Annotated in this window: 18 protein-coding genes; 10 read left to right on the top strand and 8 right to left on the bottom strand. The window is 64.2% G+C overall.

Annotated features, from left to right (window positions below; genetic code table 11):
• The first annotated feature begins 12 nt into the window (after positions 1-12).
• The 4 genes from FNL56_RS16475 to FNL56_RS16460 all read left to right on the top strand — a co-directional run bounded on the left by FNL56_RS16475 (position 13) and on the right by FNL56_RS16460 (position 3,745).
• Positions 13-1,755, top strand: a complete 1,743-nt coding sequence (locus tag FNL56_RS16475; protein ID WP_143574002.1) for an ArnT family glycosyltransferase — start codon at positions 13-15, stop codon at positions 1,753-1,755.
• Entirely contained in the window at positions 1,755-2,597 is an 843-nt protein-coding gene (locus tag FNL56_RS16470) for a phosphatase PAP2 family protein (protein ID WP_143574001.1), read from the top strand. Before FNL56_RS16475 ends, FNL56_RS16470 begins: the two co-directional genes overlap by 1 nt.
• 66 nt (positions 2,598-2,663) lie before the next feature.
• A complete protein-coding gene (locus FNL56_RS16465) occupies positions 2,664-3,407 on the top strand; it encodes a glycosyltransferase family 2 protein (RefSeq protein WP_246660689.1) in 744 nt (247 codons plus the stop codon).
• The gene (locus FNL56_RS16460; protein WP_143574000.1) at positions 3,407-3,745 is read left to right on the top strand and encodes a lipid-A-disaccharide synthase N-terminal domain-containing protein; all 339 of its coding nucleotides are present in this window, start codon (positions 3,407-3,409) and stop codon (positions 3,743-3,745) included. The genes FNL56_RS16465 and FNL56_RS16460 overlap by 1 nt, the downstream gene beginning before the upstream one ends.
• On the opposite strand, the gene FNL56_RS16455 is transcribed toward FNL56_RS16460, so the two are convergent.
• The gene (locus tag FNL56_RS16455) at positions 3,746-4,771 is read right to left on the bottom strand and encodes a helix-turn-helix domain-containing protein (RefSeq protein ID WP_143578014.1); all 1,026 of its coding nucleotides are present in this window, start codon (positions 4,769-4,771) and stop codon (positions 3,746-3,748) included.
• A gap of 507 nt (positions 4,772-5,278) precedes the next feature.
• The gene (locus FNL56_RS28435; protein WP_246660688.1) at positions 5,279-5,491 is read right to left on the bottom strand and encodes a hypothetical protein; all 213 of its coding nucleotides are present in this window, start codon (positions 5,489-5,491) and stop codon (positions 5,279-5,281) included.
• Positions 5,492-5,569: 78 nt separating this feature from the next.
• On the opposite strand from FNL56_RS28435, the gene FNL56_RS16450 reads away from it, so the two are divergent.
• Positions 5,570-8,713, top strand: coding sequence for an autotransporter domain-containing protein (locus FNL56_RS16450; RefSeq protein WP_246661585.1), 3,144 nt, complete (start codon positions 5,570-5,572; stop codon positions 8,711-8,713).
• Between the two features lie 70 nt (positions 8,714-8,783).
• On the opposite strand, the gene metC is transcribed toward FNL56_RS16450, so the two are convergent.
• On the bottom strand, positions 8,784-9,983 hold the full coding sequence (metC, locus tag FNL56_RS16445; RefSeq protein ID WP_441351233.1) for a cystathionine beta-lyase: 1,200 nt from the start codon (positions 9,981-9,983) through the stop codon (positions 8,784-8,786).
• 327 nt (positions 9,984-10,310) lie between these two features.
• Between metC and FNL56_RS16440 the strand changes: the two genes are divergently transcribed.
• The 5 genes from FNL56_RS16440 (at position 10,311) to FNL56_RS16420 (ending at position 16,686) form a co-directional block, all read left to right on the top strand.
• Positions 10,311-11,324, top strand: a complete 1,014-nt coding sequence (locus FNL56_RS16440; RefSeq protein ID WP_143573997.1) for an amino acid ABC transporter substrate-binding protein — start codon at positions 10,311-10,313, stop codon at positions 11,322-11,324.
• Between the two features lie 26 nt (positions 11,325-11,350).
• Entirely contained in the window at positions 11,351-12,556 is a 1,206-nt protein-coding gene (locus tag FNL56_RS16435; RefSeq protein WP_143582163.1) for an amino acid ABC transporter permease, read from the top strand.
• Positions 12,553-14,064 (top strand): amino acid ABC transporter permease, encoded by a 1,512-nt coding sequence (locus tag FNL56_RS16430; protein WP_143582162.1) that lies wholly within the window; start codon positions 12,553-12,555, stop codon positions 14,062-14,064. The genes FNL56_RS16435 and FNL56_RS16430 overlap by 4 nt, the downstream gene beginning before the upstream one ends.
• Positions 14,065-14,075: 11 nt before the next feature.
• Positions 14,076-14,816 (top strand): amino acid ABC transporter ATP-binding protein, encoded by a 741-nt coding sequence (locus FNL56_RS16425; protein ID WP_143576200.1) that lies wholly within the window; start codon positions 14,076-14,078, stop codon positions 14,814-14,816.
• A gap of 175 nt (positions 14,817-14,991) precedes the next feature.
• Positions 14,992-16,686 carry an FAD/NAD(P)-binding protein gene (locus tag FNL56_RS16420; RefSeq protein WP_143573994.1) on the top strand — a complete coding sequence of 565 codons (1,695 nt, stop codon included), beginning with the start codon at positions 14,992-14,994 and terminating at the stop codon, positions 16,684-16,686.
• On the opposite strand, the gene FNL56_RS16415 is transcribed toward FNL56_RS16420, so the two are convergent.
• From FNL56_RS16415 to FNL56_RS16395, 5 genes are all read right to left on the bottom strand, one after another.
• Entirely contained in the window at positions 16,650-17,426 is a 777-nt protein-coding gene (locus FNL56_RS16415) for an MOSC domain-containing protein (protein WP_143573993.1), read from the bottom strand. The genes FNL56_RS16420 and FNL56_RS16415 overlap by 37 nt on opposite strands.
• Positions 17,427-17,429: 3 nt before the next feature.
• Positions 17,430-18,470, bottom strand: a complete 1,041-nt coding sequence (locus tag FNL56_RS16410; protein WP_143573992.1) for a cysteine synthase A — start codon at positions 18,468-18,470, stop codon at positions 17,430-17,432.
• A gap of 106 nt (positions 18,471-18,576) precedes the next feature.
• A complete protein-coding gene (locus FNL56_RS16405) occupies positions 18,577-19,821 on the bottom strand; it encodes an SAM-dependent methyltransferase (protein WP_143578011.1) in 1,245 nt (414 codons plus the stop codon).
• Positions 19,822-19,888: 67 nt separating this feature from the next.
• Complete coding sequence (locus FNL56_RS16400; protein ID WP_143573990.1) at positions 19,889-20,776, bottom strand: DUF1365 domain-containing protein; 888 nt, start codon at positions 20,774-20,776, stop codon at positions 19,889-19,891.
• 2 nt (positions 20,777-20,778) lie between these two features.
• Complete coding sequence (locus tag FNL56_RS16395; protein ID WP_143573989.1) at positions 20,779-22,092, bottom strand: NAD(P)/FAD-dependent oxidoreductase; 1,314 nt, start codon at positions 22,090-22,092, stop codon at positions 20,779-20,781.
• Positions 22,093-22,350: the final 258 nt, after the last annotated feature.

Genomic DNA, 22,350 nt, shown 5'->3' with positions numbered 1-22,350 from the left:
TAAGCGACAGTCATGTCCGAGACCTATGCAAGACCCCGCTTTGGCGCGCCGCGCGAGCCGAAAACCCGCGTCAATCCGGGCCGCGGGCTGGTGCGCGTGCTGGATTTCGTCACCAGGAGCCACGCCTGGTCGATTGCGTTCCTGACGCTGGTCGGGCTGCTGTTTTTCTTGCCGGGCTTTTTCAACATTCCGCCGATCGACCGCGACGAAGCCCGCTTTGCGCAGGCTACCCGGCAGATGGTCGAGACCAATGATTTCGTCGATATCCGCTTCCAGGACGAGGTGCGCTACAAGAAGCCGGTCGGCATCTACTGGGTGCAGGCCGCGGTGGTGGAAACGGCCGGCGCGCTCGGCCTGCCGCGCGCCCAGGCGCGCATCTGGCTGTACCGGGTGCCGTCGCTGATCGGCGCAATCGGCGCGGTGCTCTTGACCTACTGGACGGCGCTGGCCTTCGTGACGCGGCGCGGCGCGGTGCTGGCCGGGCTCATCATGTGCAGTTCGGTGCTGCTCGGCGTCGAGGCGCGTCTGGCCAAGACCGACGCGATGCTGCTGCTCACGGTGGTCGCCGTGATGGGAGCGATGGCGCGGGTCTATCTGGCGTGGCAGCGCGGCGAGGAATTCGCGAAGCCTTCATGGTCCGAGCCGGTGATTTTCTGGACGGCGATGGCCGGCGGGATCCTGCTGAAGGGGCCGCTGATCCTGCTGTTCATCGGGTTGACGATCCTGGCGCTGGCGATCATGGACCGTTCGGCCGCCTGGCTGTGGCGGCTGCGGCCGGGCATCGGCGTGGTATGGACGCTGCTCCTGGTGCTGCCATGGTTCGTCGCGATCTTCGTGAAGTCCGGCGACGCCTTCTTCGCCAATTCGCTGGGCGGCGACATGCTGAGCAAGCTGGCCGCGCAGGAGTCGCACGGCGCGCCGCCCGGCACCTATTTCCTGCTGTTCTGGGTGACGTTCTGGCCCGGCGCACCGCTGGCCGGGATGGCCGCGCCGGCGATCTGGCGGGCGCGTCGCGAGCCCGGCGCGCAATATCTGCTGGCCTGGCTGGTGCCATCCTGGATCGTGTTCGAACTGGTGATGACCAAGCTGCCGCATTACGTGCTGCCGCTGTATCCGGCGATCGCCATCCTGATCGTCGGCGCGCTGGAGCGCCGGGTGCTGGCCCGCTCCTGGCTGGCGCGCGGCGCCTCGTGGTGGTTCACGGTTCCGGTGCTGACCGCGGTGCTGGTCCTGATCGGGGCCATCATGGTGGTGCGCCATCCGGTGTTCCTGGCCTGGCCGTTCGCCGGCGCGGCGTTGTGCTTCGGCCTGCTTGCGTGGTGGATGTATGATGACAACCACGCGGAGCGCTCGTTGCTCAATGCGGTAGTCGCGGCACTGTTCATGAGCGCGTCGTTCTACGGCATCGTGATGCCGGCGATGAAGCCGCTGTTTCCCAGCCAGGAGATCGCGCGGGCGCTGCGCAATGTAGTCTGCGTGGGACCGCTCGCGGCGGCTGCCGGCTACCATGAGCCGAGCCTGGTGTTCATGACTGGCACCAAGACATTGCTCACCGACGGCTCCGGCGCCGCCGATTTCCTCGGCCAGGGCAGTTGTCGCTTTGCGCTGGTCGAGGCGCGCTCGGAACGCAGCTTCGCGCAGCGTGCCGACGCTATCGGGCTGCGCTACGACGTGGCGACGCGCATCGAGGGCTATAATTTCTCGCAAGGGCGCGCGGTCTCGGTGGCGATCTATCGTTCCGAAGGCACCCGGTAATGCCCGCGAAGGAAGCGGCCGAGCCGGCCGGCTATGTCGCGCGGCTGATCCGCTTTGTCGGCCTGTCGCTGGCGCAATTGGTGCGTTCCCCCACCCATTCGCGCCGCGCCGAGGCCGGCCGGCACTGGGCGCGGCGCTCGCTCGGGCTCACGCTCGTCGCGGCCGCGGCCATCCTGGCGCTGATGTTTGTGATCGATGCCTATGAGATCGCGCTGATGCCGCCGCGCGGAACCGAATGGCTGTGGCCGGTGCGCTCGATCACCGCGTTCGGTAAGTCGGAATATGTGCTGTGGGCACTGTTCGCGGGGCTGGTGCTCGTCGCGCTGGCGGCGCCGCGGTTGCACGGCCTGTCGCGGGCGACGCTGGCGAGCTTCGGCACCCGGCTTCAATATGTCTTCTTCTCGGTGCTGTTCGCCGTTCTGGTTGGCGAACTGCTGAAGGGCGTGATCGGCCGCGGCCGTCCGTTTGTCGGCGGCGAGGCCAATCCATTCAATTTCCAGCCTTTCGCCTGGAGCGAGACCTATGCCAGCTTCCCCTCCGGTCATGCCACCACCGCTTTTGCGCTGGCCTTCGCGGTCTCCGCGCTATGGCCGCGGCTGCGCACCGTCATGTTCGTCTACGCGCTGGTGATCATCGGCAGCCGGCTGCTGCTGCTGGCGCATCATCCGAGCGACGTCGTCGGCGGCGCGCTGAATGGCGTGATCGGCGCGATGGCAGTGCGATACTGGTTCGCGGCCCGACATCTGGCGTTCACGATCCACCGCGACGGCCGCATCGAACCGCTGACCGGACCATCGGCCGAACACCTCAAAAGGGTTGCCCGCGGCGTCATCGCCCCATAGAAGCGGGGCTTGCTGCGGGCCGCCAAAGGCGGGTTCCGCAGCGCCACCCAACCCAAGAGCCCTGATTTGTCGTCTTTTGACACCATTCCCGTCGATGTCTCGATCGTCGTTCCGGTTCGTAACGAGCAGGACAATGTCGCGCCCGTGATCGCAGAGATCGGCGCGGCGCTCGACGGCCGCTTTGCCTATGAGATCATCTACGTCAATGACGGCTCGACCGACGCTACGCCGCAGCGGCTCGTCGAATTGATGCGAGCGCGCGCCAATCTGCGCCGCATCGACCATGCCGTCTCGTCGGGCCAGTCGGCGGCGGTGCGCAGCGGCGTCCGCGCCGCGCGCGGCGCCATCGTCGCAACGCTGGATGGCGACGGCCAGAACAATCCGGCGTTTCTGCCGGATTTGATCGCCGCCGTGCAGGCCGGGGCAGGCCGGGTCGGCCTCGCCGCCGGCCAGCGCGTCGGTCGCAAGGACACCGGTTTCAAGAAGATGCAGTCGAAGATCGCCAACCGGGTGCGCAGCGCGGTGCTTAGCGACGGCACCCGCGACACCGGCTGTGGCCTGAAGGCGTTCCGCCGCGACGTGTTTCTGTCGATGCCATATTTCGATGGCCTGCACCGCTTTTTGCCCGCACTGGTGCGCCGCGAGGGTTTCGAGATCGCCTATGTCGATGTGATCGACCGGCCCCGCCATTCCGGGATTTCGAATTACGGCTTCTTCGATCGGTTGTGGATCGGCATCATGGACCTCGCCGGCGTGTGGTGGTTGATCCGCCGCAAGCGCCCGACGCCGGTCGCAACCGAGTACAAATAATGCTGATTCAATATGGCCAAGAGCTGGGCGACTATCTCTACGATGTGTTTGTCGCCAAGTTCGATTTCTGGCTCGCCTTCGGCTTGGTGGCGCAATTGCTGTTCACCGCGCGGTTCCTGGTGCAGTGGATCTCCAGCGAGCGCGCAGGCGCCAGCGTGGTTCCGATGGCGTTCTGGTTCTTCTCGATGGCCGGCGGGTTGATGACGCTGGTGTACGGCATCGCCAAGCGCGAGCCGGTGATTATCCTCGGCCAGGCGTTCGCCACTGTCATCTACGTCCGCAATATCATGCTGATCATCAAGAACCACGCCAAGGGTTCGAAGACGCTGGACAGCTGATCAGCTTGCGGCGGCTTGCTCGCTGCGTTCGGCGACGTTCATCCACCACTGCCGGACCACGTCCGGGCTGGTGAGCTGGATCGTCGCGGAGGCATCGATCTGCGTCTTGCGATAGCGGCTCGCGGTGATGCCGAACCGGGCACGGAAGCTGCGGCTGAAATGCGCCTCGCTCTTGAAGCCGAGATCGGCAGCAAGCCGCGACAGCCGGCGCGTCTCGAGCGGATCGCTGAGCGCGGCCTGGACGGCGAGCAGCCGTCGCTCCTGGACATAGCGCATGATGCCGCCGTGACTGGCAAACAGTCGATACAGCGAGGCGCGCGAAATTTCGAGCTCCAGCGCCAGCCATTCCGGCGACAATTCCGGCAGCGCCAGATTGTCGCGTATCACGGCTTCCATCAGCGCCAGCACGTTGGCATCGGCATTCCTCTGTTCGACCAGCGAATCGTCCGGAGCCGGCGCGAGCAGTCTTTTAAGGAAGGCCACGGTGTCCGCGACCGTTGCTGCAATATCGTCTTCGCGCAACTGGGCGCCGCGTTCATGGAGCCCCTGAATATGCGCCGCCGGCAGGTCGTTGCGGAACGGATCAAGGCGCGGTTTCAGGTTTTCCAGCGCTCCGTCGCCCAGCAGCTTGCGGGGCACGATCAGCGACAGGGTGGTGGATGCAAAAGCCCGGGTTTCGATCGGGTAGGCCAGATCGATGATCGCGACCTTGCCGGGGCCGATCGCCGTCTTGTGCCCGGAGACGGTGCCGTTGAAGCCGCCGCTCAAATAAAGATGCAGCAAGATGTGGCCCGGGGTCGCACTGATTCGCTGCGCCTCCCGGATGAAATCCTGCGCGTTGAAGATCACCTTGGCGATGATGATCTGGCCAACAATCACACCTGACGCCGACCCCGTCGGGGTTTTCCTGGAGGGGCCGCATGCACGCGGCTCAAATAACGGTGAGATCACCGCGCTCCAGGTCTCAAAGGCGTTCGCCGCGTCCAGCCCGGTGGTGACGTAATAAAGTCGCGGAAGGCTGGACATGCGTAAACCGGAAATCTGCTGCACCGAGCGCCGAGAACTTTTGTTTCGGCTCCACCGAGACGAGCGATTCTGGTTCGTCCGGTCGAATGCTGCCATGTTGCATATGGCAACGCCGGATGTCAGCCCTGTATCTGCAGGACTTTAGTTGTGGTGAACTTTTCCTGACGTGCGGATCATTCCGGTTCGGCTTCGCCTGTGGCGCCGAACTACGTTTCGCATGCTGCATTGTCCCGCCGGATCGAACTGAGACGCTGGGTCAAGTCAAAGCGCACGCGGGAAGCCCCAGCCTCAACATCGCGCTGTCTATCAAACGCGCCGCCGTATTAGAACGCAAAACAGGCTGCGGTTTGCGACTGCCTGTCGTCAACCGAACTGTCACATCGGTACTTCTCGAAACTGCGTGCGCCGGGCGTCCTGCGACGTCCAGCGCTGGTGATGGAGTTGGTTACTATGCGTGCATATCGGCGCTATCGCGATCTTTCGAAGCTGCTGTTGTGCACGACGATATTAAGTAGCGCTGCCGTTCCAACCGCGTTGCACGCGGCAGGACCGGATGCGGTGAACCCGTCCCGGGCCGCTAGAAAAACGAATGGATCGCTGACCGCCGATCAGCAGCGTGAACTGGCCGGCGCGCTGCGACAGGGAGAGCGCACCCTCATCGCGCTCGCCTATGACAATACGTACCGTCAACCCGGCCTTCGCGACCCGATCGTCCGCCATGTCGCCCGCTTGGCTCCTGCGGCCTTGCGGGATGTCACCACCGCTGCCGATTTGGGGGTTCTGACCTCAGGCCAGCCCATGACACTGGCGCCGAACGCCGCCCAGATCCTGGCAACAAGAAGCATCGGCGCCTCGGGCGTCGGTGCGAGCGCCTATGAGGCGGCGTCCAGCCCCGTGAACGTGCCGCGCGCGGCGGCGGGTTTGCCGTCCACCTTTCTGCAGACATGGAATCTGGATCTGATTCAGGCCCAGGCCGCCTACAACCGCGGCTTCACCGGCCAGGGCGTGACCGTCGCTGTTGGCGACAGTGGATTTGACGTTACCAACGCCGCGCTCGTCAACAAGATGAACATTGCGCTGGGACGGAACTATCTCGTTCAGGCCGGCGGCACCTATAATCCCGCGGAGCTTACCCCGCAGGTCGCCACCGAGACCGACATCCATGGCTCGCACGTGGCGGGCATCATCGCCGCGGCGAAGGTTGCCGGCGTCGATATGCATGGCGTGGCCTACGACAGCAACATCATTCCGATCCGCACCATCGTGGCGCGTGGCGCAAACTACACTTACGGGCCTGGCATCGATCCCAACGCCGCGCCGCTGGATTACGTCGCATCGCTGCGCGACGTGATGACCTATAATGCCAGCTATGGACCCAACGCTCCCGACGCGCCGCAAACCGTGTGGTCGCTGGGCACCGGTCCGAACGAGACCGAAGCCCGTGCGGTTCTCAACGTTCTGAAGGCCGGCAAGATCATCGTGGCGGCGACCGGCAACGATCGCAAGGATCACCCGATCGCTGCGAAAAACCCGAGCGGCATGGCGCTTTATCCCTACATTCAGCCTGCGCACGCCGCGACAGGCGTCTATGACGATGGCGGCACCGGTCTCGATCTGGCGCTTTATCAGCAACAGGCCGGCCTGATCATCGGCGTGATGTCTGTCGCCAGCACCAAGGCGCCAGCCTGGTATTCGAACTATTGCGGCGTGACGGCGAGCTGGTGCGTGGCAGCGCCGGGCGGCGACGATGGCGTCGGGCAGATGGTGTATTCGACCGTTCCCAACAACACCTACGGTTTCGCGCAAGGCACCTCGATGGCGGCGCCGACGGTGTCCGGCGCGCTGGCGGTGCTGATCCAGGCCAATCCGACCTATAACGCGCAGGACCTGGCCCGCTTGCTATTCTCGACCACCGAAGATCTCGGCGCTGCCGGTCTCGACGCCATCTTCGGTTACGGCCTGATCCGGCTCGACCGGGCGACGGACGGTCCGACGGCACTCGCCGCCAATGCCAATGTCGCAGTCGCCGCCGACACCACTGCTTACTGGAGTCGATTGCTGACGACGCAAGGCGACTTCACCAAGTCCGGCGACGGCATTCTGACGATCGCCGGCCGCACCAATGCCGGTGGCAACGTGTTCGCAGCGATGGGCACGCTTGCCGTCGACGGCACGCTGGGCCTGACGGTCGGCAAGACGCTGAACGTCGCGCAACCCGCGACGCTGGCCGGCTTCGGTACCGTGAACGGCAACAGTTTCATCGCCGGCACATTGTCGCCGGGCAAGATGGCCAACATCGGTGACCTCGTCGCCAACAATGTGGTCGCGCCCGGCACCGTGCTGGCCGGCAATTCGGTGGGTTCGCTGACTTTCAACGGCAATGTCACGCTGGCCTCGACCGCCACGACCAGGATCGATATCGACGGTACCCTGAATGTGCCGGGCGGGCCGGGCACCTATGACAGGATCTACGTCACCGGGGCCGGCAACGTATTCTGGGCGGCCGGGACCTTGACGCCGGTGCTACGCGGCAGCGTCGGCACCGTCAGCAATTACACGCCAGCGATCGGCACTGATTTCGCCTTCGTGCAGGCCACCGGTGGCGCCCGCACCGCCGGCACCTTTGCGTCGCTGATCCAGCCGACCTCCGGCCTGCCGGCCAATGGTCGCTTTGATCTTATCTACGGGACCACCGCGATCACGCTCACGGTGACGCCCGCCAGCTTCTCTGGACTGGCCAATGTCGATCAGCTCGGCGCGGGTTCGCGGTCGGTCGCGGCCATTCTCGACAGTGAGCGCGCCGGCGCAGGCGCGATGCCGACGGCGAACGAAAAGGCCCTGTTCGACGCGTTGTATAATCTCGACACCGAGGCGCAATTCGACAAGGCGCTGTCGCAGCTCGGCGGCCCCGGCCAGCCGGCGGTTTCGAGCGCGCCGTTGCAGGCCTTTGCCGGCTTCCTCGGCGCGGTCGGCGACCGCCAGGATACGCTCGCGCTGGGCGGCCAGCAGGGCCAGAACGGCGCTGCGCAGTCCTTCGCAATGTCCTATGCCGGCCGCAATGTGATGAGCGCCGAGACGGCCGCCAGCAATGCCTTCGCCAGCCTGACGCCGGCGGAGAACCCGCAGGACGGCTGGAGCGTTTGGGGGCAGGGCTTTGGACGCAGCAGCCGGGTCGGGGATTCCGGCGAACTGGCCGGCTCCAAGGCGGTCAGCGGCGGCTTTACCGTCGGCGCCGATCGCGTCTTCGCCAACAACCTGATCGCCGGCGGCGCGTTCGGTTTCGCGCGGACGTCGGCGACCTCGACCGACATTCGCGGGACCTCCGACACCTATGCCGGCGCCGCCTATGCGAGCTGGACGCCGGGCGCAGCCGTGGTGGATTTCCGTATCGCCGCCGGTCCCAGCCAGATCTCGACCACCCGCCAGATCATGCTGACGAGCTCCGCCCTGCAGGGCAGCACCAACGGCATCGGTCTCGGCACCTCGCTGGAAGCCGGCTACCGGATCGCACTGGCACCGGACGTATCGCTGAAGCCGTTTGCCGGTGTCAGCTGGCAGGGCTTCCGGCGCGACGGCTACAGCGAAAGCCAGTTGCCGTTTGGCCTCGTCTACGCCGCGCAAACCTACGACAAGCTGACCACCACGGCCGGTCTGGCCGCCAGCGCGCGGCTGCGCACGTCCGATGGTGCCACGCTGATGCCGGAACTGAAGCTCGGCTGGGGCTATGACCTGCGCGATACCACGCTGGTCAGCAGCGCCGCCCTGCTGGATGAAAGCTTCAGCGTTTCAGCCGCGCAGCCGGGCCGCAACGCCGCACTGGTTGGCGCCAAGATCTCCGGCTGGCGGAGCGAAAACTTCCGGCTGTTCGCCGCCTATAATGGCGAATTCCGCGGCAATGCCGAGAGCCACCAGCTCTCCGGCGGGGCGCGGTTGAGCTGGTAGCATCGACGGACCCGTTGAGGTCACGGAACGAGCGCCGCCTGCCTAATGCTGCCGTCCAGGGGGGCAGGCGTCAGCGCGCAGCCGCGCGGAGCGCGGCGAAGCCGCGTTCCAGGTCGGCCTTGAGATCGTCCGTGCTTTCCAGCCCGATATGCAGCCGCAGCGCCGGGCCGCCCGGCGCCCATTCGGTTGCGGTGCGATAGGTCGCGCAGTCGAACGGGATCACCAGGCTTTCGAAGCCACCCCACGAATAGCCCATGCCGAACAGTTTGACGGTGTCGAGCAACGCATCGACGGCCGCCTGAGACACCGGCTTCAGGGTAATGCTGAACAGCCCGGAGGCACCGGTGAAATCGCGCTGCCAGATGGCGTGTCCGGGATGGCTCGGCAACGCCGGATGCAGCACGGCGAGCACTTCCGGCCGTGTCGCCAGCCACTGCGCCATCTCGAGTCCGGAGCGCTGGTGATGCGCCAGCCGCACCGCCATCGTGCGCAGGCCGCGCAGCGCCAGGAATACGTCGTCCGGCCCGGCGCAGACGCCGAGCAGCTTGATGCCTTCGTCGACCAGCGGCCAGGCGCGGGCGTTGGCCGAGATGGTGCCGAACATGATGTCGGAATGGCCGCCGATATATTTGGTGGCGGCCTGGATGCTGATGTCGACGCCCTGTTCGAGCGAACGATGGTACAGCGGCGTCGCCCAGGTATTGTCGTCGATGACGAGAGCGCCATGCGCGTGGGCAATCCCGGCTATCAAGGGCACGTCGGGCATCTCGAAGGATTGCGAGCCCGGCGCCTCGACCATCACCACGCGGGTGTTGGGTTTCAGCAGCTCCTTGATGCCGGCGCCGATCAGCGGATCGAAATAGCTGGTTTCGATGCCGAGCCGCTTCAACATGCCGTTGCAGAAATTGCGGGTCGGCCGGTAGGCGCTGTCGCTGACCAGCAGGTGATCGCCGGATTTGAGTACCGAGAGGAGGGTGGTGGAGATCGCCGACAGGCCGGACGGCACCAGGCCGACGCCGGCGCAGCTCGGGCCTTCCAGCGCCATCAGGGCTTCCTGCAGCGCCTTGGTGGTCGGCGTGCCATGGCGGCCGTACTGGAACTCGCCGCGATGGGCATGCAGCGCCTCGGCGCTCGGGTACAGCACGGTCGAGCCGCGCACCACTGGCGGGTTGACGAAGCCCTTTTGCGACACGGTGTCGCGACCGGCGGTGACCAGTTCGGTCTCGATGGCGAGGGAAGCGGTGCCGTGATTGTCGTTTGAAGCCATCATGGATCCGTCGCAGGTGGGAGAAGTTGGCCACAGCCCGAGGGCGCGGGACGTCCGGCAGGCGGGCTGGCTCGGACGCCCCACCTAACAGGACCGGGAAGATCACCGTCAACCCCTTGACCGCGCTGCCGGATCGTTCTGTGATAGCGCGCTGTTCCTCGCTGCCTGTCGCGGGGCCTGCCACGAATTCCAGTGAATTGCCCGATCAACGGTCCCGCTTTGACCGATTCCCGGTCCGGCCGGGCTTTGCGTTGGCCGTCGGGATCGTTAGGTTGCCCTTTTGGCGCGGCGATCAAGCCAATGCTCCGGACGTCCCTGAAAGGCTTTGCCATGAAACGCGCAATTTTGCTTTGCACCCTCGCCATGGCCGGGCTTTCCGCGCAAGCGGCCTCGGCGCAGACCCTGAAGACTGTCAAGGACCGCGGCATGCTGTCCTGCGGCGTGAGTTCCGGCCTGCCGGGCTTCTCGGCGCCCGACGACAAAGGCAATTGGGCCGGCTTCGACGTCGACATCTGCCGCGCCGTGGCGGCCGCGATCTTCAACGATCCGACCAAGGTCAAATATGTGCCGCTGTCGGCCAAGGACCGTTTCACCGCGCTGCAGTCCGGCGAAATCGACGTCTTGTCGCGCAACACCACCTGGACGCTGTCGCGCGACACCTCGCTCGGCGTCAACTTCGCCGGCATCACCTATTATGACGGCCAGGGATTCCTGGTGCGCAAGTCGCTGAAGGTCAACTCCGCCCTGGAACTGAACAGCGCCTCGGTCTGCGTGCAGACCGGCACCACCACCGAGCAGAACGTTGCCGACTACTTCAAGGGCAACAACATGAAGTACGAAGTGATCGCGTTCGGCACCGCCGATGAAACCGTCAAGGCCTATGAGGCCGGACGCTGCGACGTGTTTACCTCCGACGTCTCCGGCCTCTATGCCGAACGCCTCAAACTCGCCGTTCCCGCCGACCATGGCGTGCTGCCGGAAGTGATCTCCAAGGAGCCGCTGGGGCCGCTGGTGCGCCATGGCGACGACCAGTGGCTCGATGTCGTCAAATGGACGCTGTTCGCGCTGCTGAATGCCGAGGAGCTCGGCATCACGCAGAAGAATGTTGATGACATGGCGAAATCGGACAAGCCGGAGTTGAAGCGCGTGTTCGGCACCGACGGCAATCTCGGCGAGACGCTCGGCCTGACCAAGGACTGGGTGGCGCGCATCGTGAAGGCGACCGGCAATTATGGCGAGGTGTTCGACCGCAACATCGGCGCCGGCTCCAAGCTCGGCATCGCCCGCGGCCTCAACGCGCTGTGGAACAAGGGCGGCATCCAGTACGCCCCGCCGATCCGCTGAGCCTGCCGCAGCAGCCGCCAGCGGCCATGACCACTGAAGCAAGACCGCCGCCGTCGCAGTTCGCCGCAAAGCTGCGACGGGCGCTGGGCGGGCAGGCGGGCTGGAGCGGCTTTGCGGCGCAGATCCTGTTCGTCGCCCTGTTGGTCTGGATCGGCTACGAGATCGTCGCCAACACGCGCGTCAACCTCGCCGCGCAGGGCATCGCCTCGGGTTTCGGCTTCCTCGCCAACACCGCCGGCTTCGGTGTCAGCCAGTCGCTGATCCCGTATTCCGAAACCGACAGGTACACGCAGGTCTTTCTCGTCGGCCTCGTCAACACGCTGGTGGTGTCGGTGATCGGAATCTTCTTCGCCACGATCATCGGCTTTGCGGTCGGGCTCGGGCGGATGTCGCCGAATTGGCTGCTGGCGCGGATGGCCGGCGCCTATATCGAACTGATCCGTAACCTGCCGCTGCTGTTTCAACTGTTGTTCTGGTATCTTGCCGTGCTCGCCACGCTGCCGAGCCCGCGACAGAGCATTTCGCTGTGGAACAGTTTCTTTCTCAGCAATCGCGGCTTTGGCGTGCCGAAGCCGATCGCAGCCGCGGGCTTCGATGCGTTTGCGGTCGCGATCGTCCTTTCGATCATCGCTGCGCTGCTGTTGCGCGTCTATGCGCGACGAACGCTGTTTCAGAGCGGCCGCGTGATCCGGATATGGCCTTATGCCGCCGCGCTGCTGATCGGTTTGCCGGTGCTGGCCGTGGCGCTGTTCGGCAGACCGGTGACGTTTCAATATCCCGAACTTCGCGGCTTCAATTTTTCCGGCGGCTCGCGCGTGATTCCCGAATTTGTCGCACTGGTGCTGGCGCTGTCGACCTACACCGCGGCCTTCATTGCCGAGATCGTTCGCGCCGGCGTGCAGTCGGTGCACAAGGGGCAGGCTGAGGCGGGAGCGTCGCTGGGCCTAAGTCGCGGCGCTACGTTGCGGCTGATCGTGGTGCCGCAGGCGCTGCGCGTGATCCTGCCGCCGCTCACCAACCAGTATCTCAACCTCACCAAGAACTCGTCGCTGGCCGTGGCTATCGGCTATCCCGATCTGTTCTCGGTGTTCGCCGGCACCACGTTGAGCCAGACCGGCCAAGCGATCGAGGTGATCGTCATCACGATGGGCGTCTATCTCGCCATTTCCCTGATCACCAGCGCCATCATGAGTCTTTACGGCTGGCGTTTCGGCCGGACGCAGCCCGCATGAGCGAGCCCGCCTTCATCTCGAACCAACTGATCCCCGAGCGCGCCGCGCCCGTGAAGACGACCGGCGTAACCGGCTTCGTTCGCAACCGCCTGCTCAATTCACCGACCAACGTGCTGCTGACCATGACCTGCCTCCTGCTGTTGTGGTTCAGCATCGTTCCCGCGGTGAAATTCCTGCTGATCGACGCGGTCTGGACGGGCCGGGATCGCACGGCATGCCTTGCCGAAACCACCGGCCGGGCGGTCGGCGCGTGCTGGCCGTTCGTGCAGGCCAAGTTCAGCCAGTTCATCTATGGCTTCTATCCGCAGCCGGAGCGCTGGCGCGTCAACCTGACGTTTGGACTCGCAGCGCTGCTGTTGCTGCCGCTGCTGATTCCGAAACTGCCGGCCAAGAGCCTGAACGCCGGGCTGTTCTTCATCGCCTTCCCGATCGTGGCGTTCTTTTTGCTCTATGGCGGCGGCATCAGGGGTTTCGGCATCGCATGGAGCGAGGCCGCTCTGGCCAGCTTTGCCAACGCACTGGTCGACGGCGGCCAGCAACTCGCGCAAGCGACATCGCTGCCGATGCTGTCGGCAGTTCTTCGCGGGCTGGGCGGGTTGATCGAACTGACCGGCTACGGTTTGGCGATCCTTTTGTGGCCGCTGACGTTCCTGCGGAAATTCATCGAGAGCTCCAGCCAGCCGGTATGGGCCGACTTTCTCGCCACCGCACTGATCGTGTCAGCGATCATGTTTCTCGTCGGCGGCGGTTTTCGCAATGGCTGGCGGGCGCTGATCGCGAGCCTGACCACTTTCGCGGGGATCGCGATGGTGATCGCGATCCTGCGGCTCGACCGCCAGGGCCTGCCGGTCGTCGCCACGCGGATGTGGGGCGGGTTGCTGGTCACGATGGTGGTGTCGGTCACCGGTATCGTCGCCTCGATGCCGGTCGGCATCGCGCTGGCGCTGGGCCGGCGTTCCACCATTCCGCTAATCCGGGTGTTCTGCGTCGCCTTCATCGAATTCTGGCGCGGCCTGCCGTTGATCACGGTGCTGTTCTTTGCGACCTACATGCTGCCGCTGTTTCTGCCCGGCAATTTCACCGTCGATGGTCTGGTCCGCGTGCTGATCGGCATCGCGCTGTTCGCCGGTGCCTACAATGCCGAAGTGATCCGCGGCGGCCTCAACGCGATACCGCGCGGGCAGGCCGAGGCGGCGAGTGCACTGGGTCTGTCCTATCGGAAAACTACCGGTCTCGTGGTGATGCCGCAGGCGCTGCGCCATGTCATTCCCGGTCTCGTCAACTCCTTCATCGCGATGCTGAAGGACACCTCGCTGGTGTCGATCGTGGCGCTGTTTGACCTGCTCGGGCAGTTGCGCGCGTCGTTTGCCGATCCGACGTGGTCGACGCCCAGCACGTTATTCACCGGCTTTGCGTTCGCCGGCATGATCTACTTCGTGTTGTGTTTCGGCATGTCGCGCTATTCCCTGTTCGTCGAGCATCGTCTCAATGCTCACCGGCGCAATTGAGTCTCATGGCCATGACTGCGAACCCGATCGTCTCCATCGCCGGCCTCAATAAATGGTTCGGCGATTTCCATGTGCTGCGCGACATCGATCTCGATGTCGGGCGCGGCGAGCGCATCGTGATCTGCGGACCGTCCGGCTCCGGCAAATCGACGTTGATCCGCTGCATCAATGCGCTGGAGGAGTTTCAGGAAGGCTCGATCAAGGTCGACGGCATCGAGCTCGGCCCCAATTTGCGCCGCGTCGACGACGTCCGCCGAGAAGTCGGCATGGTGTTCCAGAGCTTCAATCTGTTCCCGCACCTCACCGTGCTGGAAAACTGCACGCTGGCGCCGATCTGGGTGCGCAACATCCCGAAGAAGGACGCCGAGGAAGCGGCGATGAAATATCTCGAGCGCGTCCGGATACCGCAGCAGGCCCATAAATTTCCCGGCCAGCTTTCCGGCGGCCAGCAGCAGCGCGTCGCGATCGCGCGCGCGCTGACGATGAACCCCAAGGTGATGCTGTTCGACGAGCCGACATCGTCGCTCGATCCCGAGATGGTCAAGGAAGTGCTCGACACCATGGTCGACCTCGCCGAGGAGGGCATGACCATGCTGGTGGTGACGCACGAGATGGGCTTCGCCAAGCAGGTCGCCGACCGCGTTGTTTTCATGGACGCCGGGCAGATCATCGAGGCCGACACGCCGGACGAGTTCTTCGCGCATCCCAAGCATGAGCGGACGAAGCTGTTTCTGGGGCAGATTTTACGATAGTTGCCCAGGGCCTTCATTTTGAGGGAAGGTTGCCGCGACATCGTGGAACCAAAGCGCGGCCAGGACGTCGCTATGCTGAATATCACCTCAATTGCGTCTTTCCAGCCCCCGCCACCGAGGCCAGCGTTTCTATGATCTTGTGCCGAAAACCATCTCAGTTCTGGCGACGGGCGCCATGACACCCAGGATCGCCATCATCGGATCCGGTCCGACCGGCATCTATACGCTCGCCGGTCTGGTGGGCCCCGGACTGCCGCTCTCCATCTCGATCTTCGAGGTCGAGGCGGACGCCGGCAAGGGCACGCCCTATCATCCGGACATCAACGACCAGGCCATGCTCGCAAATATCGCCAGCATCGAACTGCCGGCGATCTGCGAGACGCTGGTCGAGTGGCTGCGTCGACAATCGGACGCGGAATTGCAGCGCCTCAACGTCGCCCGCGACCGCATCAGGGAGCGGGAATTCTACCCCCGGGTCGTGCTCGGCGAATTTTTCCAGTCCCAGTTTCAGCAGTTGATCGCCAAGGGCGTGGCCAACGGCCACACCATCGACGTCAAGTCGCGCCACCGAGTCGTCGATATCCGGCTGCAGGAAACCGAGATCCAGCTCACCGTCCCCATGCCGGACGGCGACCGCAAGGACTACGCGTTTGGTCATGTCGTCATGGCCACCGGGCACAACTGGCCAGAGTCGACCGAGATCAAACCGGCATTCTTCATGTCGCCATGGCCGGCGCCGGCCCTGAAGAAGATCGGACCGTGTTTCGTCGGCATTCTCGGCACATCGCTGAGCGCCATCGATGCGCTGATCACCGTGTCCACGGCGCACGGCGTGTTCTATCTCGACGCGGGTGGCCAGCTTCAGTATCAGGGCGCGGCGGACAGCGAGGCGTTCCACGCCGCGCTGATGTCGCGCAAAGGCTTGCTGCCCGAAGCCGATTTCTACTGCGAGTATCCCTACACGCCATTGCAGATCTGCACGGGTGAAGCCGTTGCCGCGCTGATCGCGCGCGGCAGCGCCAACCTGCTGGATGACGTCTTCGACCTGTTCAAGCGCGAACTGGTAGCGTGCGATCCCGATTATGCGGCAAAGATCGGGCTGTCGTTGCTGACGGTGGATACGCTGGCGTCGGCCTATTTTGCCGAGCGCGAGGCCCGCGATCCCTTCGTCTGGGCCGCGGCTAATCTCGCGGAGGCCGAGCAGAACAAGGCCAATGAACACACCGTGCCGTGGCGCTACGCGATCCTGCGCATGCATGAGATCGTCGCGCGCGCGGTACCGCATCTCGACCAGGACGACCTCAAGCGTTTCCACGCAAAATTCAAGTCGGTCTTCGTCGACGACTATGCCACCGTTCCGCACCAGTCGATCCAGCGGCTGCTGGCGCTGCGGCGGGCGGGCAAGCTGGAAATTCTCAAACTCGGCAGCGACTACAAGCTCGACACCGAAGGCGTCACGCATGGCGCGGTGGTCCGGTTCGACGGCAAGACAGTCGCGTTTGATGCCTTCGTCGACGCGACCGGCCAGGCGTCCATGTCAGCGACCGATATGCCGTTTCCGAGCCTGATGGAGCAGGGGGTCATCAAGCCCGCCGCCACGCCGGAGGGGGCGGCGTTGATCACTGCCGAGACGGAGGAGGCATTCACGCGCACCGGCGGCGTCGATCTCGACGAGGCGTTCAGGCCAAAATTCTCCGACAATCTGTGCAATCGGCTGTATTGCGCGGCAATTTCCTTTCTGCTGCATAAGCTGCCGTTCGTTCAGGGCATCACCAGCTCCCACGAGATAGGCGAAATTGTCGCGCGCGCGATTCTCGACGAGACCGGTGGCGATCAGCGGGCAGGAGCCGGTGCGCTGGAGAGTGCCTGATCGGGCGTATCGTCGATGAAGACGTCGTCGCCCTCATTCAGGGTGCCCGTGACATCCACCGTGCAATTGATCCCGAGATGACGTTTGTTGTGTCGCAGGATGCTCCGGAGAACTTCCGGATCGTCTTCAACGCCGGGCTGCGCGATAAACGTAATGCCGCAACGTGTCGTTTCCTCCTCGGCCCGCAATCCGACTGCGCCGAGGCGCAGGCTCTGGCCGATCCAGTTCTTCTCCACGAAGCCGGTGGCTTGAACGGTCTCGATCAGTACCGTGGGACGGAAGCGTCGCACGTCGATCGCGTCGGTCTGCCGCACTTCCGCAAGCCGGCGCAGTGACGCCGTCGTGAGCACATGCACGGGGAAATGCGGATGGCGCTGCCCCGTCCGCGGAAAATCAGTGTAGCCGTCGATCGCTTCGTGAGCCGCAAGCACGGCGTCAAAGCCGAAGTAATCCGACAGCAAACCGTTGAGCGCCCGGTCGTCCACCGGGCGACACAGTCCGTCTGGAAAAGTGATGGTCGGCAATTGTCCGGCGATGCTGTGGGCCTGCAGATGAAGCGCCGTGCGCCATCGCGCGTGCTTCTCCGGCGCGGCCGGCAGCCCGGTTTCGCCATCGATCAGGCCGAATTGGCGATCGTCAACGACGCCGTCCATGGTCAGGCTGGCACTTGCCACCCGCTCACCAGCCAGTGAACTCACCGGGTAGCGCCATATCTCGGCAATTCGTCCGATGAGCTTCAAGGCTCAAACCTGCTCGAACGGCACCGTGAACGCGCCCTTGCGTTGCAGCCACTCCGGCGTCGGCAGGTTTTTCTCGCGCATGAAAGCGGGGTTGAACAGTTTGGACTGGTAGCGGCTGCCGCCGTCGCACAGGATAGTCACGATGGTGTGGCCGGGACCCATCTGCTTGGCCAGCTGGATCGCGCCGGCGATGTTGATGCCGCTGGAGCCGCCGAGGCAGAGGCCCTCGTGCTGCACCAGGTCATAGACGACGGCGACGGCTTCCTCGTCCGAGACCAGGAATGCGGTATCGACCTGAGCGGTCTTGATGACGGGCGTCACGCGGCCGATGCCTATACCTTCGGTGATGGAATCGCCGGGCGTGGACTTGGCTTCGCCATGCTTGAACCAATTATACATCGCAAAGCCCTGCGGATCGGCGCAGGCGATGACGATCTTGGCGTTCTTTTCCTTGAGGGACCGACTTACGCCGGCCAGCGTGCCGCCGGTCCCGACAGCACAGATAAAGCCATCCACCTTGCCGCCGGTCTGCTGCCAGATCTCGGGTCCCGTCGACTCATAATGCGCCTTGGCGTTGTCGAGATTGTTCCACTGGTCGGCGAACAGGACGCCGTTTGGCTCCGTCTTGCGCAACTGATCCGCCAGCCGCCGTCCAACATGCTGATAGTTGTTCGGATTGGCGAATGGCAGCGCCGGCACCTCGACCAGTTCGGCGCCGTTGAGCCGGAGCGCGTCCTTCTTTTCCTGGCTCTGCGTCTCCGGGATCACGATCAGCGTGCGATAGCCGCGCGCGCTGGCGACGACGGCCAGGCCGATGCCGGTGTTGCCCGCGGTGGCCTCGACGATCAGGCCGCGAGGCCTGAGATCGCCGCGTTTCTCGGCCTCCAGAATCATCCATTTGCCGGCGCGGTCTTTCACCGAGCCGCCCGGATTCATGAATTCGGCCTTGCCGAGGATGGTGCAGCCGGTGAGGTCGGACGCGGCCTTCAGCTTGATGAGCGGCGTGTTGCCGATCGCCTCGATGACGTCTTGGTCAAAATTCATGATGCGGAATTCTTGGGGTTCGGGCCAGACAGGTCGCGACCGTAATGGAGGGGGCGGAGGCAGACAAGGGAGCGAACGATTCCGCTGCCGTCGCACCTATATGGGGTCAATTCGCCTTCGCGAACACCACCTGACGAACATCAATATTCCCCGACAGGAACCCGGCCTCGCAATAGGCCAGATAATACTCCCAGAGCCGGCGGAACCTGTCGTCGAAACCGAGCGGCGTCAGGCTCGGCCAGGCCTCACGAAAATTGTCGCGCCAGGTCGCCAGCGTTTTGGCGTAATCCAGCCCGAAGATGCGTTCGCGCACAACCGGCATGCCGAATTTGTCGCCAAGCGCCTTGAGGATTTCGGGCGATGGCAGCATGCCCCCCGGAAATACGTAGCGCTGAATGAAGTCGACCTCCGCCCGATAGGCCTTGAACAGCTTGTCCTGGATGGTGATGGCCTGGATGCCGACCAGCCCGCCCGGCCGAAGCCGGTCTCGCAGTTGCGAGAAGTAGTGCGGCCAGAACTGCTCGCCGACCGCCTCGATCATTTCGATCGAGGCGATGCGGTCATATTGGCCGCGCTCGTCGCGATAATCCTGAAACTTGATCTCGACACGGTCGCTGAGGCCGGTCTCCATCATCCGCTGCTGTGCGAAGTCGCGCTGCTCGCGGCTGATGGTCAGGCCGGTGACATGGGCGCCATAGTTTTTTGCGGCATATTCGGCAAAACCGCCCCAGCCGCAGCCAATCTCCAGCACGCGATGTCCGGGCTGCAGGTCGATCGCCTCGGCAAGGCGCTTGTACTTGTTGTTTTGCGCGGCGGTGAGGTCCTGGGTGCCGTCCTCAAAGATCGCCGAGGAATAGGTCATGCTGGGATCGAGCCAGGCCGAATAGAACGCATTGCCGATGTCGTAATGGGCGTAGATGTTCTTCTTCGCCTGCCTGCGGGTATTGCGGTTGAACCAGTGCCGGACGATCTGCACGAAGCGCATCACCGGGTTGTCGCCGAGCATCGCCTTGATCAGATCGTGGTTGACGCAGAACAGATACAGGAACTGGGTCAGGTCCGGCGTGTCCCATTCGCGGTGCAGATAGGCCTCCGCAATGCCGATGTCGCCGCCGTTGAGCAGCCGAGAGGCGAAGCCATAGCCGTAGATCGTCATCGCAGCCGAGGGACCGGGTTCGAGGCCGCCGAGCCGCACCTGGCGGCCGTCGGGGAGCGTCACATCGAGCGTGCCGCGGCGCAGCTTCGAGCCGAAGCCGAATGCCATCCGCACGATCCGTGGCAGGTCGGATAGTCTGGCGTCGACATTTTCCGGCGTGAGGACGATCAGTTTCGAAGCGAGGTACTCAGACATGGAAGATCCATCGAATTGCGTGGCTCTGTGTCCGAGTTGCACGTGGACTGAAGGTGAGGCCGCAGCCCTAACGAAGCACAGCGCCCGGCTGCGTGGCGGGCTTGGGACCGCGCGCAGCAGATGACGCCCGACTATAATCATTGCTTTCGGCGCTCGCCAAGACGGTATTTGCATCGGGCGGCGGCCGCTGCACCAGCCGGGCCCCCTTGATCCACAGCCGCAGGGCTTCCCAGTGAATCGCGGCTATGATCTTGAACGTCACCATCGGCAGCGCCAGGAACGATTTGAGCAGCGCGGCGGTCGTCAATGCGCGGCGCCGGCCATTGAAGGTCGCGGCGAGGATCGGGCCGTCGGTGTCGGTTTCCAGGATGCGCAGCTTGACGCAATGTCCGGGCGGCAACACCCGGAAGTGATAACGTAACGGCATTTCCAGAAACGGCGAGACGTAGAACAGCTTGTCCTGCTGCTGCCGGATGCCGGCCTCGGTGTGCTCGCCGGGCCGCACCGGCAGCACGTAGGCGTGGATGTCGCCGAACGTGTTGCGCACCTCATAGATGATCAGCGCGAGCTCGCCATCGCTGGTGTAACAGAAATACGCCGACAGCGGATTGAACGTATAGCCTAGCAGGCGCGGATAGCTCAGCAGCATCACACGGCCGCCGGTAAGGTCGATGCCGTGTCCGGCGGCGCAGGACTGCGCGTAGGCGCGCAACGACGAGCCGTCGCGCGGGCCATGGTCGGTTTCGCGAAAGCTGTACAGGGCGGCCCGGTTGACCCCGAACAAAGGCGTCTGCCGGTCGGCCTCGTCGAGCCGGTCGAGATCGATCAGCAGGCTCATGACGCGGTAGCTGAAGCGATGGCCCATCGGCTTCAGCCTTGCATGCATGACGTCGCCGAAATACAGCGCGGCCGGGGCGGCTGCAGCTGCTTCCACGCTGGCGACAGGACCGGACATCTCTACTCCGCAGCTTCGGACAGTTCAGGCGGTATCACGCGCCACGGCACCGTGGCGCCCAGCGCCTCGGCGACCGCCAGACCGGAGCGCAGCCCGTCCTCATGGAAACCATAGCCGGTCCAGGCGCCGGCAAACCAGGTGTGACGCTGGCCCTGGATCTCGCCGAGCCGCTTCTGAGCGGCGAAAGCTTTCGCATTGTACTGCGGATGTTCGCACATGTAGCGGCCGAAGGTCAGGGCCGGGTCGGGCGCGAAGGGCGGGTTGAGGCTAACGAACAGCGGCTTGTCGTCGGCAATGCCCTGCAAGCGGTTCATCCAGTACGTCACGGCGACGTCGTTCACCGTGCTGCCCTCGCGGTTCCAGCGCAGGAAATTCCACGATGCCCAGGCATTCCTGCGTTTCGGCATCAAGCGGGTGTCGCGGTGCAAATAGACGACATTCGGCGAATAGCCGATGTCGCCGAGAATGGTGGTCTCCTCCTTGCTCGGATCGGCCAGCATCGCCAGCGCCTGATCGCTGTGCGATGCGACGACCACATGGTCATAGGTTTCGGCGCGGCCATGGCTGTCGTGCACAACCACGCCCTGCGCGGTACGCTCGATCGACGTCACTGCGCAACCGAGCCGCAGATGGTCGCCGAATGCGGCCATCAGCTTCTCGACATAGGTCTTGCTGCCGCCGCGCACGGTGCGCCATACCGGGCGGTCATATTGCAGCAGGCGGTGGTTGCTGAAGAAGGCGATGAAGTTCTCGGCCGGAAAGTCCAGCATCTCTGCCGCTGGCGCAGACCAGATCGCGGCCCCCATCGGCGCCAGATAGTCTGTCAAAAGGCGCGGCGCGAACTTGCGCCACGCAAAGTATTCGCCGAGCGACTTGCCCGCGAGCAGGCCGGCGTCGCGATCCTTGATGCTCTGCTCGTTGAAGCTGAGAATGTCGCGCAGCATCCGCAGGTAGGACGGCGAGAACAGGTTCTTGGGTTGCGCGAACAGGCCGCGCGCGGTTTCGGCCCAGCTGTCGCCGCCGCCCTTCCACTCGAACTTGCCGCCATCGGCAGTGACCGCAAAGCTCATGCAGCTTTCCACTGTCTCGACGCCGAGATGGGCGAACAGTTCGGTCAGATCGGGGTAATTCAGCTCGTTGTAGACGATGAAGCCGATATCGACGGCGATCGCCGCGCCGTCATAATCGATCGTGACGGTGTGGCTGTGGCCGCCGGGGCGCAATTCGCGGTCGTAGACCGTCACGGGATAGCGCTTCGACAATGCCCAGGCCGCGGCATTGCCGGCGATTCCCGTTCCGATAACTGCAACGCGCATTCCAGTCCCCTGTGCCCCATCCAAATGTACCAGCTACGTTGGTATCCCGTTGAGGTTTCAATATCTTCCGCGGGAGCCATGGCACGTCCATAAGACGGGTTACCGGCATTGAGTGGCTACATGAAATCTTCGTAAGTCTGCCATTCGGGGTGGCGGCGTCAATGGCCATCAAGGTACCGGCTTATAAAGGGAATTCGTGGGAATCGAGCCGGAATCCCGGCGTTGAAGCAGGATGACGCTTGCAGCCGCTGTGGCGGA

The organism is Tardiphaga sp. vice304, from assembly GCF_007018905.1.
GTDB lineage: Bacteria > Pseudomonadota > Alphaproteobacteria > Rhizobiales > Xanthobacteraceae > Tardiphaga.
The sequence above is the reverse complement of the archived record's forward strand: the minus strand, read 5'-3'. Positions and strand labels throughout refer to the sequence as shown.

Bases quoted from the DNA above. Each gene is read 5' to 3' on its own strand.
- FNL56_RS16450 (WP_246661585.1), top strand. From the start codon at position 5,570: ATGACACTGGCGCCGAACGCCGCCCAGATCCTGGCAACAAGAAGCATC.
- metC (WP_441351233.1), bottom strand. From the start codon at position 9,983: ATGATGGCTTCAAACGACAATCACGGCACCGCTTCCCTCGCCATCGAG.
- FNL56_RS16435 (WP_143582163.1), top strand. From the start codon at position 11,351: ATGACCACTGAAGCAAGACCGCCGCCGTCGCAGTTCGCCGCAAAGCTG.
- FNL56_RS16470 (WP_143574001.1), top strand. From the start codon at position 1,755: ATGCCCGCGAAGGAAGCGGCCGAGCCGGCCGGCTATGTCGCGCGGCTG.
- FNL56_RS16395 (WP_143573989.1), bottom strand. From the start codon at position 22,092: ATGCGCGTTGCAGTTATCGGAACGGGAATCGCCGGCAATGCCGCGGCC.
- FNL56_RS28435 (WP_246660688.1), bottom strand. From the start codon at position 5,491: ATGGCGGACGATCGGGTCGCGAAGGCCGGGTTGACGGTACGTATTGTC.
- FNL56_RS16430 (WP_143582162.1), top strand. From the start codon at position 12,553: ATGAGCGAGCCCGCCTTCATCTCGAACCAACTGATCCCCGAGCGCGCC.
- FNL56_RS16475 (WP_143574002.1), top strand. From the start codon at position 13: ATGTCCGAGACCTATGCAAGACCCCGCTTTGGCGCGCCGCGCGAGCCG.
- FNL56_RS16420 (WP_143573994.1), top strand. From the start codon at position 14,992: ATGACACCCAGGATCGCCATCATCGGATCCGGTCCGACCGGCATCTAT.
- FNL56_RS16455 (WP_143578014.1), bottom strand. From the start codon at position 4,771: ATGTCCAGCCTTCCGCGACTTTATTACGTCACCACCGGGCTGGACGCG.
- FNL56_RS16410 (WP_143573992.1), bottom strand. From the start codon at position 18,470: ATGAATTTTGACCAAGACGTCATCGAGGCGATCGGCAACACGCCGCTC.
- FNL56_RS16460 (WP_143574000.1), top strand. From the start codon at position 3,407: ATGCTGATTCAATATGGCCAAGAGCTGGGCGACTATCTCTACGATGTG.
- FNL56_RS16400 (WP_143573990.1), bottom strand. From the start codon at position 20,776: ATGTCCGGTCCTGTCGCCAGCGTGGAAGCAGCTGCAGCCGCCCCGGCC.
- FNL56_RS16440 (WP_143573997.1), top strand. From the start codon at position 10,311: ATGAAACGCGCAATTTTGCTTTGCACCCTCGCCATGGCCGGGCTTTCC.
- FNL56_RS16405 (WP_143578011.1), bottom strand. From the start codon at position 19,821: ATGTCTGAGTACCTCGCTTCGAAACTGATCGTCCTCACGCCGGAAAAT.
- FNL56_RS16425 (WP_143576200.1), top strand. From the start codon at position 14,076: ATGACTGCGAACCCGATCGTCTCCATCGCCGGCCTCAATAAATGGTTC.